This is a genomic window from Paraburkholderia sp. SIMBA_030 (assembly GCF_046535245.1).
Lineage (GTDB): Bacteria > Pseudomonadota > Gammaproteobacteria > Burkholderiales > Burkholderiaceae > Paraburkholderia.
In genome coordinates, this window is sequence record NZ_JAWRXB010000044.1 from 1 (window position 1) to 15205 (window position 15205).

Sequence of the window (15205 nt, forward strand, 5' to 3'; positions counted from 1 at the left end):
TGGTGGTGGCTGGCCTGACCGTCAACTCGAATCGGCGCAGTACAAGTTTACGGCGAAGCAGGAACCCGAAACGCCGTCCGCCGAACCGACCCCGACCGCAGAACCGACCCGCCCAGCGCGTCCGCGCATGTGAGGCTGAACGCCTGCTGACGCCCCATAAGCCCGCTGAGCGGGCTTTTTACTTTATTCAAGGCCCTGCTTGCTGGATGACGGGGCGCAAGGCAACCGATACCTGACAACAACATGCTCGGGCACTGAATTGTTGAGACTGGCCGTCCAGCCTAATCAACGACTTGCTCGCGAATTCGGTCACGCGGCAGACGACGGCCGAACCGAATTTTTAGATTCGCCGGATTTGAGACGCAAACTAGTTGGACTGGCCGGACGTTAGGATCCGCCCGTCTTGCGCCGGTCGCGTGAGGCTGCATGCGGCCAAACCCGGAAGCCCAATCAAGCGGTCAGCCCTTCTTTCGCCGCTGTTAAGCTGCGTGTAGCAGTTTGCCCGAGAACAGCGCCCCCAGAAGTAGCTCAGTTGTGGATGTTTTCCTCGCAATCTTCCCAGTACCTCAGCGGGTCGTGATGTCGAGGATAGCGTAAGTTGAGCCACGCTGAAAGCCTGGTCCAATCTGGATGGTTGGTACCAGTTTGAGCAGACCAGGTCGACGACCTCTCAAGAATCTGACCGTTCCCACGATCACGGACAAGCAAGCTACCTAGTCCGCTTGAACTGTTAGCCTGTGACTCAACAATATATCGTGGCAGAATCCTGAGTTCAGCATCCTTGGCCCACCCGAATAAGGCGCGCACCACGCCGGACGGATCTCGCAACTCTATGGGGCCGGTTTCCGGGCGAACGGCGGTCCATCCTTCCGGAAACTCGGCGACAACCTCGTTTTTAGCCTCCCTCACCCACTTAACGCGCCATGCTCGCGCCATCGCCTCGCGCAGGCGAGACACCGACTCGTAACCGGCCGACAACTCGATCGCCATCGGAAGGGTAATGAGGTTGTCTTTCCAGAGTTTGGTTTCGTCGTCGACGCGCTCGACCACGTCGAACGCCCCTGCTTCGAATGGGTTCTCGGGCCGGCTCGATACTTTCACCTTCCAGTCGGGCAGACCCTCGAAAAGGCGCTCAGCATCATGGCGGGTAAGTTTTGGCTTTCCTTTCTTCATCGGTCTCTCTGGAGCAAAGCCTTCAAACGCACGTGAGAGGGAGTGGCGCCCGACTTCGGTTACTAAAGTAAAGCCAGGCGTTAGCGAGACAACTTCTATTGCAGCCGCTCAAACAGCAGGTTTGTCCGCTCGCTGAACGGCAGCTTGTAGCCGGACCCGGCCGATCACGGAAGGGCGTATCTACGCGCTCCCGTCAAGGCCAATTTGCAAGCCGGCCAATACGGACACTGCAAGTTTTGCACAGCCCGGTGCAGTCGTCCGAACCGAGCGAAATCCGTAAGAGGTCGCATCCGGATACCTTTGTAGCAAGACTCTGCTGCCCGGCGGCATTCTCCCAAACAGAGGCTATGCAAATCAATGACCGGCAAGCATTGCCAGAATCAAGACGCTACGTTTTGCGTGGTCCGGAAAATTGCGCATTGAGGCGATCCGGTTGTGCCCCGTCATTTGCTAGGTTCACCCGATCCTGACGAACCGCCAACCGCGGGACCGTAGCCGGTTTGGGCCGGCACCGTGCCGTTCTGCGCAGCGACGCGCGCCTGCGCGGCGCGGATACCTTCCGGATAGTTGGGGTCACGGCGGCCGGGATTGTAGCCGGCCTTTTCGAGTTGCGTCAGTTCTGCTTTCACCTGTTCCCGTGTGACAGTCGAACTGGATTGCTGAGCGAACGATACGGCCGGAGCGGCCAGAACCGAGACGGTAACGACTGCATAGACCAATGATTTCATGATAGCTGACCTCCAAGGACGAAATCTGTCCTCCTTCGCACACTCATTCCTGCAGTGAGCAACTACAGTTTAGTTGTTAGGGACGATCCTGCACGTTGGACCCGTAATCACCTGTTCGCCTGATTGAAGTCCCAGGGTGTGATTGACATGAAGAAACTCGCCAGCGTGCTACTTCTCGCCGCCGCACCGCTCGTGACGTCGGCCGGGACGCCGCTCCTCTATTCCCGCAGCGCGATCGCGTACGACCTCGGGCGCGGCGAAGTCCTGCTGGAAAAGAATCCTGACGAAGTTGAGCCCGTCGCTTCGCTCACCAAGCTGATGACGGCGATGGTCGTGCTGGACGAAGCGCAGGCATTGGGGGAAACGCTGACCATCGACGATGCCGATATCGATCGGCTCAAACATTCGGGCTCGCGTATCCCGGTCGGTGCTGCGCTCGAACGCGAGGAGATGCTGCGCCTTGCGCTGATGTCGTCCGAGAACCGCGCGGCCTCCGCGCTATCGCGCGCGTTTCCAGGTGGTCAGCCTGCCTTCATCCAGAAGATGAACGACAAGGCGCGCGCGCTGCACATGGCCGATACGCACTTCGACGATCCGACGGGGCTTTCACCAGACAACCTCTCCACCGCGCGTGACGTCGTGAAATTGGCGGATGCCGCGTCCCACTATCCGTTGATCGGCGCATTCACGACACTTCCGCATTACGAGGAGGCGATCGGCAGCAGAACGAGGTTCTATCGGAACACCGACCCTATCGTCGATTGGCCGGATTGGGACGTTCAGCTCGCGAAGACCGGTTATACCGACGAGGCAGGACGCTGCATCGTGGTCGAAGCCAACATGCCGAATGGTCAGGTGATTATTGCGCTCCTCGGCGCGCGGTCTTCCCGGGCTCGTTTGGCGGACCTGGTCACGATCCGCCGTTGGCTGAACGGCGACGAAACGCCCGTCGTCATGCCGCCCATGTATTACGCGGGCGCGCAGCATCATCATCACCATCGAATGCTCACCCAATCGCATCGCGTCAAAGTGCGGCTCGCAGCGTATCGGGCAGGATCCGTTTCCAGTGCGCGGCGGCCGAATGTCGAGCACCATACTGGCAAGCGCTACCGCCGCGGGTCGTCAGGCGTCTAGTTCCAGTAAATGTCGCGCGCTGCAACTGTAACGATTTACGCGGTTTTCTGTCGTCAAATACGACCGGCGCATTGACTCATCAGAATTGCAACTCACGCCGGACAAAATGATTGTCGCCCCCCAACCAAGGAACACCTTGACCACTGTCATTCCAAAGATGAACGAACCGGTTGAAGTTGCCCTGCGGCGCTTTCGTCGCGCCATCGAAAGCTCAGGTTTGGTAAAAGACTTGCATGCGCGTATGGCCTACGAGAAGCCCACAGCCGAACACAAGCGAAAGAAGGCTGCCGCTGTCGCGCGACTGCGCAAGCAGAGCCGCAGGAGACTGCCCCCACGGAAACTGTATTGACCGTTTCGCCCGCGTATCGCAAGTGAGCGTCGGGGTGCGCCTGCCCCGTCACGCTCCGAAGCGATCGAGCAAAACACAGTTGTCTACCTATTGAGAACGCAATTCGCGAAGATCCTCCGTATCGGGGGATCTGACGCGCGATAGAAGAAGAACGGATACGCGCTCCTTGGTGGTACACTGGGTTCGTCGCCTCAACTTCCCCTCTAGAGCTTGCTGCCGATCAGGCGCAGTGTCGAAAGGCCGGGCGTTCACGCAACTCTCCCTTCCGACTGTCCGGTCAACACCCGTTCGTTGCCAGAAGAAGCGATCCCCTCGTCTCCGGACGCCAATTACGTTGTGCCGCCGCGATGGTTCATCCATTGCAAATCGTTTGGCACATCAAATTCATCGCCATATCGCTCGCGCGAGGCGTGGACCACGAGTCCGCGCGCTGGTAGGGCTCGATCGCTCTCAGCGATGGCTCACACTTCTGGACAGCACATCATGGAAGACTTCACGAGAACCTATAGGGGGCTGGAAATCTATCCCCTCGTTTATCCCCGCACACCGCGCGGCGCTGTCGGTTCGTACGACTACGGCGCGGGGTTCGAAGCCGCCGTCAGGATTTGCCGCAGGGGGACCAACGATACCCTGACCGCGAGCCGTATCTTCCGAATTCCTCAGCGCACGCCGTTTCGTGCTGCTGGCGAGGCCCGGCGAGCATCGACCAACTATGCAGAGCGTCTCATTGACGGACAGATCGACGGGAAGTCAATCGGCGATCTCTAAGCGGTCCGTATCGGACCCCGCAGCAAGTCCAATTCATGTCAGAGGGCGAGTTCCCATGAAACGCGACGTTTCCGACCACGAAGACTATAACGTTGCTGCATCATTCCGCCGGACATTCCGCGGACCCGTTCCGACGTTGAAAGTGACCCGTCTTTCCGACAGGCGGATCATTTATCCGTTCGCTGGCTGTGCCGACATGCCGGTCTGCGCGGACCCGGAAAGTGCCGTCCAATATGCGGAAACATATGGCAGACAACTCGTCGATGGCGACATTGCCGTCCCGGAGTAGTCCACGGCCCCAGCCGCACATGTCGTTGCCGTCGGCGAACGACACGGCTGCTTGGCGAATTGAGCACAGGAGTCGATGGAACCCCTTCTTCTCGCCGCGACACGCGTAGGTAGTGACACGGTCAGACAGAGCGGCGCCCAGCCGTACCTCCGACACACACCGCTGATACCGCGAATGCGCGAGAGAAATGGAGTTGGTCATGACGATTGACATGCATGCAATTCCGCATTTCCTGGTTTTGCGTGGTAGAAGCCAATCCTATGTCCTGAACAAAGATCGCCTACTGCTTCGGCGCGAAGCGAGCCGCCTGCTGGGCACCTTTGCGAAAGCATGCGGCAATCCGATGTCCATTGAAGATATGCTCTGGGATACCTTCTCGCAGACAGAAGGATTCTCAATGACTGAACGTGAGCGCGCGTGTTCCTACACGCTGGTTCACGGCAGCGAGACCGAGCACCAGCTCAGGCTCCTGAGCAGCCTGTGACTTCGCGGTCTGGCGGTTCGTAACGGATGCGACGAGGCGAGCCACCGCCCTTGGTTCGGTGCATCGCGTATGCCCGACGTGCTGTACTGGGCTCTGCCCCGCATAGCGAGTGCGTGGGCAAGGCGCCCACGTTCGATTAGAACGGCAGCTTTGTGGAGACATGACGGGCTGCTTCGGTCAAATATCCAGCCGACCATCCGGTTTCGGGCGTCGCTTTCGACTGACCGCAACTGGCCGGCAGTACGCGTTCACACAATTCGCCGGAAAGTTGCCGTCGAGGATTCCAAGGTCCGGTCTGTAGAACGTTCATCTAACTGGTGCAATCGGCCAGTTTCCGTCATTCGCCGCCGTCGGAACACGGTCATTCGAGCGGCTGCTTCATGCCGATCGGTGACATCGCGCCCCGTTGAGCCGACGGAGGTGGCGTCCCGTCATGTAGGCCGGCCGTTCATCCATTCTGGGGGTTTGCCCTGACTACGAGGTCCTCACAGTCTCTTTTTGTTCTCTGGCGAACAGACTCTTCTTTTTCGCTGGCAAAAATCTTGTCCACATAAAGAAGGGGAGAACGAACAACCGGGGACGAACCATGACTAGCCAAATCGCGGTAAGAATTAGGTCTTCAGCAAATCGTTTGTGTGCATCAGTTGTCTTAGTGCTCCTGACTGGTGCGGTGTCTGGTTGCACGGTGCCCCATCAGGGTAGCGAGCCTCAATCATCGATGCGTCCCTCCATGCCAGCCCCCGCCGCTCCAGCACCCGTCGAGACCACGAAGGACACGGGACTGTACGGCGTCGTGATTGCCAAGCCGATAGGGGGATTTCCGGAGTGCCCGACTCAGGTTGCCTTGCCTGGCGACAATGACACCCCTGCCTATGCATGTTTCCAGCACGCCGACGCGCGGCGTTACGGTTTTGCGCCCTTCGGCACGGAGACGCTGTACGTCAAATGGCCAGCGGGCAAGCAGCCTGACCTTGTCAACGGCTACAGCATGTGCGTGAGTATCATCAACGGCATCGTCGAGAGCATCCGTATGAGCACCCGAGGGCTTGCATTCCAGCAACGCAACTACACGTTGCTGGAAGCCCGGTTTGGTCGACCGGCATTCAAATGGAAGGTCACCATGAAAAGCCAGACGGGGGCCAGATTTGAAGTGCTCAAAGCGGCCTGGAAGCGGCCGGGACGAATCACGATCGTTTATGACGGTGCGGAGAGTTCAACAGACTCCGGTGCGCTCTATATTGCTAGTGCCCGGGAACAGGCCCGTATGGACGCGGCGCCCGAGCAGAACTACACAGGAGGTCTCGCTTCGATCTCGAACTGACCTGACTTTATGACGATCAAGCCGATTACGCTTTATGCCTGGAATACACGGAATGGCCGCAAGGTTAGCGTGGCGCTCGAAGAAATAGAAGTGCCGTACGTCGTGAGGCCCGTGTACATCACGAAGGACGAGCAGTACGAGCCGGCGTTTCTGGATATTCATGTTCATCTGCGCCGGCCTCAGCTCCGCGACGATGTACTGGGCGTTCATGGAATGGGCCTACTACTATCAGACGCCCGGTCTGAACATAACCGCCGGAAGCAAGCAGGCGCTCGAATTCAGCACGGCTTATACGTTCTTCCATTGGGGCATCACACCATGGGCAATCTACGGCATTGCGTCACTCGCAATGGCGTATCACTTCCACGTGAAGAAGAACAAAGGCCTGAGCCTCGCCGGCATTATCGAAGCGATAACCGGACTCAAGGCACATGGCCCAGTCGGTCGCGTGATTGACCTCATCTTCCTGTTCGCTACCTTCGGCGGCCTCGTGCTGACGACGACCCTGACGACCACGACAGTCGCCAAAGGCCTCGCCGAACTGCTGGGCATTAGCGACGGATTTGGACTGAAGGCAGGTCTGGTTATCCTGGTCACAATCGTGTTTTCGGCCAGCTCTTACATCGGCGTCAGTTCGGGCATGCAGCGCCTCGCCAAGCTGGCCTGCGGCATGACCCTGCTGTTCGCGCTCGTCGTCCTGCTGGTAGGCCCGACTCTGTTCAGCTTGAACAACATAGCAAACGGCGTCGGCCTCGGACTTCAAAACTTTGTGCACTTGAGTCTGTTCACCGACCCTGATGGCTCGGGACAGTTCACCCGCGATTGGACGGTGTTTTACTGGCTCTACTGGATTACGTACACACCGGGTGTGGCCATCTTCGTCACCCGTGTTTCCAAGGGCCGGAAAATCAAGGAAGTGGTCGCCGCAATGCTTCTGGGCGGCTGCGCAGGGTGCTGGTTCTTCTTCGGCAGCCTCGGAAGCTACGCTATCCATCAATTTGTCACAGGCGCCGTCAATGCACCGGCAATGCTGAACGGCGCCGGCGGTGAGGCTGCAGTATCGATGCTGCTCAACACCCTCTCGCTGGGCAAGCTGATGTCTGTCCTCTATTTCACGCTGATGCTGATATTCCTGGCATCGCATCTCGATGCAGTGGCCTACACGGTCGCTGCGACCAGCACTCGAAATCTGCAAGAAGGACAGGACCCTTCGCCGAACCTGCGACTCTTCTGGTGCGTGATGCTTGCCGCGCTTCCAATGACGATGCTCTACATCAACGCGCCACTTGATACGTTGAAGACCGCGGTCATCCTTACCGCATTGCCTTTCATCGCTATCCTCGGCGTCAAGATTTGGGGACTTTTGAGATGGCTGTCGCAGGACTATGGTGCGATGCCTGCGCACGCTATCGAAGAGCAGACAGCCCGCCTTGCCGAAGTTACCGGCGCTGAAGTAGCCGAAGCTCAGCCAGTACCTAACAACGCCTCGATAATTCTGCAGAACCAGTCATGAAAATTACTAACGTTGAAGCCATTTGGCTTCGAGTTCCCGCCTTGGACCAACCAGGTGAGTGGGGCGAGGATGCTCTCATCGTGCGCATCCACACGGATACTGGCCTAATCGGCATTGGCGAGACGGACAGTTTTCCCGCCGTCGTCAAGGCACTGATTGAGACGCCGTCGTCCCACGAGACCTGCCAAGGCCTACGGCAGTTGCTGATAAGCGAGAATCCACTGGAAATCGACCGGCTGGAAGAAGATGTATCGCGGCACCGACTACGTAGGTCGACGCGGCGCCGCGATTCATGCCATCAGTGCGTTGGATATCGCGCTCTGGGACATTGCAGGTCAATTCTACGGCGTACCACTGCGTACGTTGCTGGGTGGCAAACATCGGGACCGTATCGCTGCGTACGGCACGTTCCTCCCCAGGAACGACGACGCAGGTAATCGGCAGCTCGTGAATGGATTGCTCGAACAGGGATTTCGCAGCCTAAAGGTGGGGGGCGGTACGTTCGGCGACAACCCCATCAAGGACAAGTCGATAATCCGCGTGCTGCGCGAGGAAGTTGGCAACGACATTCAGTTGCAGATCGACCTCGTCGGGCGCTGGCGCAATTACACCTATGCTCTGGAACAGTGTGAAGCGCTCCGTGAGTTCAACCTGAACTGGATTGAAGAGCCGCTGCCTTCGGACGAGACTTTGGGGCTTGCTCGACTGGCTCGGACAACGGGCATAAGAGTGGCTGGAGGCGAAGGACTCGCAACGCGCCACGAATTCCAGCAATTTCTGGACGACACGGCACCCGCCATCATTCAACCTGACATTACCCGTTGTGGCGGCATAACCGAAATGCGGCACATTTACGAGCTCGCACGCACGCGAGGTGTTCAGCTAGTTCCGCACGGATTCAGCACGGGCATTCTGTTGGCCGCGACGGCCCACTTTCTCGCTTCCACAGAAACTGGCGACCTCATCGAATATTCGCAAAGTGAGAGCCCCTTGTTCCGACGTCTGGTCAAGAATCTGCTGCCATTCCGTGGTGGATATGTTCAGGTACCAGACGCCCCCGGACTGGGATTGGTTCTCGACGAAGAAGTGCTCGAACAGTACCGCGTTCGGCAGTAAAACAATCGAAACCGTTGCAATCTGCGGCGGCATCAACGCAAGTAGGAGCGCTTCGATACGGTGCGGGCGTCACGGCCCGCACCCGGCGAACTCCGCTCGCACGCTGCCGATACTAGCGAACGCAACGTGTGTCGCTCATAGCCAAATAGCCGATTCTTTTCCGACAGTTGCTGTCCGCAGACTCAGTAAGCTCATTCAGGCAGTCTTACATGGGAGTGTGTCATGCAACGGCGTTCGATGATTGGCGTATTGGCGGCCATCTTTGCAGCATTCTCCTGGTCGTTGAATTTTGTGGCGCCCTATATTGTTGGTCCGTACTCCATCTACGACCTCGCCGTCACCCGATTCCTCCTCTCTGGTCTGCTCGGGATAGCTCTCTTCGGGGCCGTCAGAAGGGAAGTTGTCCAGCTGAGCCTACGCGATTGGCTCGTCGCGGCGTGGCTCGGCTTCGTCGGTTATGTGGGTTACTTCATGACCGTCATGGCGGCGGTGCTTTTCGCCGGTCCGATTATTCCACCGGCCATCGTCGCGATGGTACCGGTGGTGCTCGCGATAATGGGCAACCTCGGTGAAAGGACCGTTCAATGGCGCATGCTGAGCATCCCCCTCGGCCTTTCGACACTTGGCCTTGTCCTAGTCAACCTGTTGGGGCTCTCCGAAGCACTCTACGGCATGCCCATCCGTGTCATTATCGGCATCGTTATTTCGGTTGGCGCCGTTTTGCTTTGGACGGTATTCGCTCTAACCAATCGAACCGCGCTTGCGGCCCGACCGGCCATGGATGCTCGAATGTGGACCGCGATGATGATGATTGGCGGTGCGGCTGAGATTATGGCTTTCATACCACTGGCAGCGTCAACGGGGTTACTTAAGCTTACGAGCCTGGGCGTGCGTCTTCATGATTTCCTCCCCGTGCTCCTAGGCTCATTCACCCTTGCGGTCATCGGGTCTATTGCAGGTTCCTGGGCGTGGACGATCGCCGCAAAAAGAATCCCGGTTGGTCTCGCAGGACAACTGATTGTGACAGAGACAGTTTTCGCAACTTGCTTCGGCCTCGTAGCAACGCATCGGTGGCCTACATGGCCGGAGGCTCTTGGAGTGGCGTCCATTGTCGTTGGTGTGGTCAGTGCCCTCAAGATTCTGCAGACGCCGTCTCCCGCCGAGCAATCTACCGCAGACGGAGCTGCTCGGATTACTACCTCGGCGAATCAAGTCAATAACCCCAATTGAGACCGCGTTCGTCACAGCTTTAGCGACCGGACAGTGCATCGGGTTACCGATCGAGCATAACAAACTACTGGCTTGCATATCGTCGTCGCCGTCGATTGAACGGCCGCTTTTGAGCACGCGGAATGTCCTTTCAGGGTCGTGCACTGCCGCTCGACGACAGTCAAAGCTGCCGTTCGCCCGGACCGGTCGACCATCGTCAGCTGAGGAACCCATACCAGCCGTTGACGCCTTGAGGGACCAACGACCGCTATGGCCGAACTGCAGTCCATCCCTCACAAAGGACGCTGCCGAACGAAAAGCCGGGGGGCAGCGAACGGTCGAGTGGTTCTATGCACAGGGCTGCGCCCTACCCTCGGCCCGTCTCACCGACACACTGCCGCAGCGTGTATGCCGTAATAACGGGTGTTATCTCGGCGGCGCCTCCCACTTCTCCCGGGCACCGCACCGGCTATGACGGCCGTTGTGACCTCAGCGCCGCTCCGGCTGCAGACATAGCCAAGCCGACGTATCAGCCGCCTCGAAACCTGCACTATTTGGTGCGCGCACGGCGCGGAAAAGCTTGGCTTACCTGCCGCTCGCGGATTTTCCATAAAAAGAATGATCAACATTTGAACGGTCGTGCTTTTCCGTGCTATCAGACGCATATCCACGCGACAGTCATCGTCAGCCAACGGTTGGTTACCGGGTCAGGAAGTCGTTGACGGTCAGTCGCAGCGGCTCGCCGGGCCGCGCAAGTAACTTTCTTTGGGCGACTGCGACGATGCGGTTGCGACCGTTTTCAAACGTCCTGAGTGTGCGCGTTGCGTCCGCATCGCGCGGTAGCCAGAAGAGTTCTTCGAGAGCGTCGCGTTCAACCGCGCCTTCGATCTTACGCCCGCGAATCGACAGCACGAAATTCACAGCGCGTCCGTCCGGCGAGACGACGGCCACGCGATCAAGAACTTCCATGAAGCACCTCAACGATATCCATTGGTGGCCTTTGTATTTGTAATGCGCCGCGCAGCAATAAATCTACCAGAAGTTGAAAGAAGCACGATCGTCAATGCCACAACGATGTATCCACATTAGATGCCCGTTGGCACGCCGTGGGAGACACAGTGCTGGCGGTTGTCCCAAAGTCAGCCCAAGACGGGCGCTATGGGGTAATCGTCCTTTCCGTGGTGCGACACGTGTCGCCGTCGGCCGCGCGTGAAGCGGCATGTAGTAGGCGGTAAAGCTCGTTTCTGTCTTGTCGCGCTCTGCGTTCGTGTGAACGATCGCAAGTGTCGCGACCTGCTGTACGACCAGCAGTTGCCTATTCAGACATGCGTGACCGGTAACAGTCAGGTGTGAAGCTCTGAAGACAACGTGCCTCTCGACTGACGGCTCACCCCGGCGACGGGGAAGGAACCGACACTGCCAGCCGCCGCGCGGTGTGAGGTGCAAGGCAAGTTCCGCAAGCACAACATATGTGAACTGTTGCAAACCTCGTTAAACGAAATGGGCCAAAGCGGCTGTCAGGCCCAGACCAAAAGGTGAGCAGCCGGTTGCTTCCGTCACGGAAGGGAGCACGTCGTCGCAAGCGCTGCCGGGGGAGAGACAGGTGCTAAACGGACAGACCCGGGAATCAATCGGGCCGGCAGGGACGGGAACGTGGTAAGCCCAATTGTCCGCCGACGCCAGACGTTTGGCTACGGCAGGTAACCCGCGAGGGAAGCTGTTGGGCAAGTGGGTATGAGAACGCGGAAAAAGCAAATGGCGGACGGTAATAGTTCACATAGAGGTTCAAGATTTGCCTCGACCTGAAAGGGTGCAGACTTCCGCGTGGTTCAGTTGTCGCAGGTCCATGTTAGAGATTCACTGAGGGGAAGCTTGTGAGAGACCGGTATCGCTACGGTTCAGCGCCCTTCGTCTCAGCGATGAGGCGAATCGACAACGTGATGCTTGCGAAGGTCTCGTGCAGCTTTCGAGACCGGCGTCAGTGCGACGCTTAATGCTGTGCTCGAGCGCAGTGCGGTGAAAGTCGCATGCTGCGTTCTTCGGGGGCCGCGTTTCCGTGAGGGAACGTGGCTACCCTCTCGCAATCTGGCGGTCGTAGCGTGAAGACCAGCTCGCGGCAAGGCTCCGCGGTTCGACGACTTTCTCGCATCCAGCGATTTTGCAAATCGTTGATCCACATGGATTTCCGGGATCAAACCGCCAGAAGTCGAGTAGCGCACGGGAATCCCACCCGCACGCCCTCACAGAACCTGTTTCTACACTATGCGTTCGACCGGTGGATGCAGAAACATCATCCGGACGTGCCATTCGAGCGTTACGCTGACGACGCCACCTGTCACTGCAGGAGCGAAGCGCAGGCCCGGCTGCTCAGGCAGGAACTGGAAGCACGGTTAGCGGAGTGCAAGCTGGAGCTGCATCCAGAAAAGACCAAGATCGTGTACTGCAAGCAGGCTGGCAGGCATGCTGACTATCCGATATGTCAATTCGACTTTCTGGGCTACACGTTCAGACCGCGAAGTGTCAGAAGTCGGGCCGGTCAGCTGTCCGTTGGTTTCGTGCCGGCGGTCAGCAACAAGGCCGCCAAGGCGATGCGGCAGGAGATGCGTCGCCGCAGTGTGTTGCACCGTTATGACCTGAGTCTGAACGAGTTGGCGGACCGAACACGTCCGACATTACTCGGGTGGATTCAGTACTACGGTCGGTTCTATCGGTCTGCGCTGGTGCAGGTGCTGCGTTCGGTTGATGCTGCGCTGGTCCGCTGGGCACAGCGGAAATACAAACACCTCCAAGGCCGCAAGGTGCGTGCAGCGGCATGGCTGAAGGACGTCAAGTCTCGACAGCCCCGCCTGTTCGCACACTGGGCCATGGCGACCTCGGTTGGACGATAAGAGCCGGATGAATCGAGAGGTTCATGTCCGGATCCCTCACCGGCCAGTGACGTCGATTGCGCTCGATGAATGCGTACTTCACATCGACTCGTTCGCAAAGTACGCTGCGCACTTTAGAATATCTCGCTCCATCTTCAGGCGAGCCACTTCCGCACGCAACCGTGCCAGCTCCATCTGTTCCGGACTCACCGGCTTTGCGCCAGCTCCTGCCAGCCTGCCTTCCCGGTCGGCCTTTACCCAGTTATACACCGTGTACTGCGCTCGCTTTGCCTTGCTTGTCATCAATGTTTTCTCCTTGCGTGAGCTTACCGCTCAGCAAGGGATTCGTTTTTCGGGGGCAAGCTCACTTCCTGCCCCACCCGCCACACGGGTGTCTCTCGCATCGATATGCGCACTCTCGAGAGACCCTCGTGCGGCTTTTGTACGCTGTGTCAGGAAGCACCCACCGCCACGTTTGCCCCGCCATGTAAGCCTGCGACATTGACTTTGCGCTTCCGCGTCCCCTCTAAAACGCAAATTCGAGCTGGCCAAAGGCCGCCTCGCAATTCGCCGTCGATAACGCAAATCTGCCCCGCAGCCGGCTGGATACCCCGGCACACCCGAGCACCGCGAGCAGGCAATTTGAAGTCGTTTGCGCCTCGTCGAGCACGCTTATGAAGCCGCATGACTGACCAAGGAAGCGTTCTATCCAGAAATCGCGCTCACCGCCTGGCACCTGCCCGAGATCTCGCCACGGTCCAAGACACTGCCGGCTCATCCTGAAAACTGAAGGTCCCGACGCCACACGTTCGCGGTGCTCCAGCGTCATATGCGGAGCAAAAGTGCAGCACAGACGCAGCGAGATGACCGCAACCCCATTACCTCTTGCAGGCGGCAACTTAAGAGCGCTACACCGATTCGGTACCGTATCTGGTAGATCTCAGAGGGTTTAGATGCCCCAGGTAATTCTGTATGCCTCTATGGAAGAGATATCTGGTAGATACGCCACCCTGAGGTACTCAGCCACGCACCCAGCAATGACGGCAGCGTGGATCACTCGGGCGACTTTTGACCAGGAAGATGTCGGGATCTGGATCTTGAGGAAATGATGTTTGCCGAGGTCCGCGATCCGGACGTGTATGAGAATGCCTACGAGGAAAGTAATGGCTAACTCAACAGGGGCAGGAAAGTTGCGGAAGAGTGGAGCGCATCGTGGCTACCCACCGAATCCGCCAGCGAGGAGCTTAACCGGGCTATTGATGCCTAGGGAGAGGTGTCAGATGAAAACGAGGAGCGCAAATCCAACACGCCCACACCTGATAAATCCTAGTCAGCCAGGAGAGTATGACGTTGGGTGGGCCATCCGACTGACATAGTCAGATTGTCACGCACCCCGCGTTGGGACATTGAAGTTGCTGAACCTTCCAAAGGGTACCCCAGTCCCAATGGCAGCGATGAAGTTGAGGCCGGCGCGCAAATGCAGCAGGACCCAGGACGCGTCGGCCTCCCGCAAACGCTCACCTTCAGTGTGTGTGAAAACGTTAGCGAGATCCAAACCCTTGCGACCTACGACGTCTGCGCTCCGACGCTTGCCCGATTGCGCAGACGATACAAACGTAGTCACTACAATAACCGAAGCGACGCGCCCTCGACGGACGGTCGTAACTTGTGCCGCGCGAAAGTGGAATATAACGGTGTGTGACTCAACCGGACGGCAAGGTGGTCTGGTGGGTAGCCGACGCGACGACGTAGAGGTTGGTGGCCAACATGAGGAACCGAGCCCGTGCGGGAGAGTCAGGCGCCGGGCGTGAACAGACTTGATGATCCAGAATCCGTCGACGTAAATCCAACGTATAAGCCAGAATCCCTTCTCATCGTCCGAAATTTCGTCTGCCTCGCGCGCCCACTGGGCCAATGTCCCAGTGGGCCTTGTCAGTATGTGACCCTGCTGCCGCACGGCAAGAAGTTGCGATGTTTGAGCAGCGTCTCGGTCTACCACTCGTGACGCACCGAGATTTGTAAGCGCCCGGCAATGTCGCCTTGAACCGGCGGGTTATGAAAGCGACGATCGTGTCCACCTATTTTTTTAATGGACACGTGTACGCTATGAACGAGAATGAAGCAGTTTCTGAGGTGGTGCAGCCGAAACGGCGCCGTCGCCACAGCAAGGAGTTCAGGGAGAAGGTGATCCGTGCGGCGATGCAGCCGAATGTGTCGATCGCTGCGGTCGCGCTGCATTACCAGTTGAATGCGA

General features: G+C 58.2%; 14 protein-coding genes and 1 pseudogene. 11 read left to right on the plus strand and 4 right to left on the minus strand.

Annotation, left to right across the window (positions count from 1 at the left end; all coding sequences use genetic code 11):
- Positions 1-528: 528 nt before the first annotated feature.
- Complete coding sequence (locus tag SB772_RS38685) at positions 529-1173, minus strand: hypothetical protein (protein WP_410838338.1); 645 nt, start codon at positions 1171-1173, stop codon at positions 529-531.
- Between the two features lie 443 nt (positions 1174-1616).
- Positions 1617-1901 carry a DUF4148 domain-containing protein gene (locus SB772_RS38690; RefSeq protein ID WP_410838339.1) on the minus strand — a complete coding sequence of 95 codons (285 nt, stop codon included), beginning with the start codon at positions 1899-1901 and terminating at the stop codon, positions 1617-1619.
- A gap of 147 nt (positions 1902-2048) precedes the next feature.
- On the opposite strand from SB772_RS38690, the gene SB772_RS38695 reads away from it, so the two are divergent.
- The 9 genes from SB772_RS38695 (at position 2049) to SB772_RS38735 (ending at position 10105) form a co-directional block, all read left to right on the plus strand.
- A complete protein-coding gene (locus tag SB772_RS38695) occupies positions 2049-3035 on the plus strand; it encodes a serine hydrolase (RefSeq protein WP_410838340.1) in 987 nt (328 codons plus the stop codon).
- A gap of 157 nt (positions 3036-3192) precedes the next feature.
- The gene (gene rpsU / locus SB772_RS38700; RefSeq protein WP_410838351.1) at positions 3193-3384 is read left to right on the plus strand and encodes a 30S ribosomal protein S21; all 192 of its coding nucleotides are present in this window, start codon (positions 3193-3195) and stop codon (positions 3382-3384) included.
- Between the two features lie 483 nt (positions 3385-3867).
- Positions 3868-4152, plus strand: a complete 285-nt coding sequence (locus tag SB772_RS38705; RefSeq protein ID WP_410838341.1) for a hypothetical protein — start codon at positions 3868-3870, stop codon at positions 4150-4152.
- Positions 4153-4207: 55 nt separating this feature from the next.
- Positions 4208-4441, plus strand: a complete 234-nt coding sequence (locus SB772_RS38710; RefSeq protein ID WP_410838342.1) for a DUF6723 family protein — start codon at positions 4208-4210, stop codon at positions 4439-4441.
- Positions 4442-4640: 199 nt separating this feature from the next.
- Complete coding sequence (locus SB772_RS38715) at positions 4641-4925, plus strand: hypothetical protein (protein WP_410838343.1); 285 nt, start codon at positions 4641-4643, stop codon at positions 4923-4925.
- A gap of 730 nt (positions 4926-5655) precedes the next feature.
- On the plus strand, positions 5656-6246 hold the full coding sequence (locus SB772_RS38720) for a hypothetical protein (RefSeq protein WP_410838344.1): 591 nt from the start codon (positions 5656-5658) through the stop codon (positions 6244-6246).
- 160 nt (positions 6247-6406) lie between these two features.
- Entirely contained in the window at positions 6407-7759 is a 1353-nt protein-coding gene (locus tag SB772_RS38725; protein WP_410838345.1) for a BCCT family transporter, read from the plus strand.
- Positions 7760-8005: 246 nt separating this feature from the next.
- A complete protein-coding gene (locus tag SB772_RS38730; protein ID WP_410838346.1) occupies positions 8006-8875 on the plus strand; it encodes a mandelate racemase/muconate lactonizing enzyme family protein in 870 nt (289 codons plus the stop codon).
- Positions 8876-9097: 222 nt separating this feature from the next.
- Positions 9098-10105 (plus strand): DMT family transporter, encoded by a 1008-nt coding sequence (locus SB772_RS38735; protein WP_410838347.1) that lies wholly within the window; start codon positions 9098-9100, stop codon positions 10103-10105.
- A gap of 678 nt (positions 10106-10783) precedes the next feature.
- On the opposite strand, the gene SB772_RS38740 is transcribed toward SB772_RS38735, so the two are convergent.
- Positions 10784-11053, minus strand: a complete 270-nt coding sequence (locus SB772_RS38740; protein ID WP_410838348.1) for a DUF1488 family protein — start codon at positions 11051-11053, stop codon at positions 10784-10786.
- A gap of 1130 nt (positions 11054-12183) precedes the next feature.
- On the opposite strand from SB772_RS38740, the gene SB772_RS38745 reads away from it, so the two are divergent.
- Complete coding sequence (locus SB772_RS38745) at positions 12184-12972, plus strand: group II intron maturase-specific domain-containing protein (RefSeq protein WP_410838349.1); 789 nt, start codon at positions 12184-12186, stop codon at positions 12970-12972.
- A 37-nt stretch (positions 12973-13009) separates the two neighbouring features.
- Here SB772_RS38745 and SB772_RS38750 read toward each other — a convergent pair.
- Positions 13010-13254 (minus strand): annotated as a pseudogene (locus SB772_RS38750) (IS3 family transposase); the annotation flags it as partial.
- A 1752-nt stretch (positions 13255-15006) separates the two neighbouring features.
- On the opposite strand from SB772_RS38750, the gene SB772_RS38755 reads away from it, so the two are divergent.
- Positions 15007-15205: transposase (locus SB772_RS38755; RefSeq protein ID WP_410838350.1), on the plus strand; the 199-nt coding region annotated here is incomplete at its 3' end.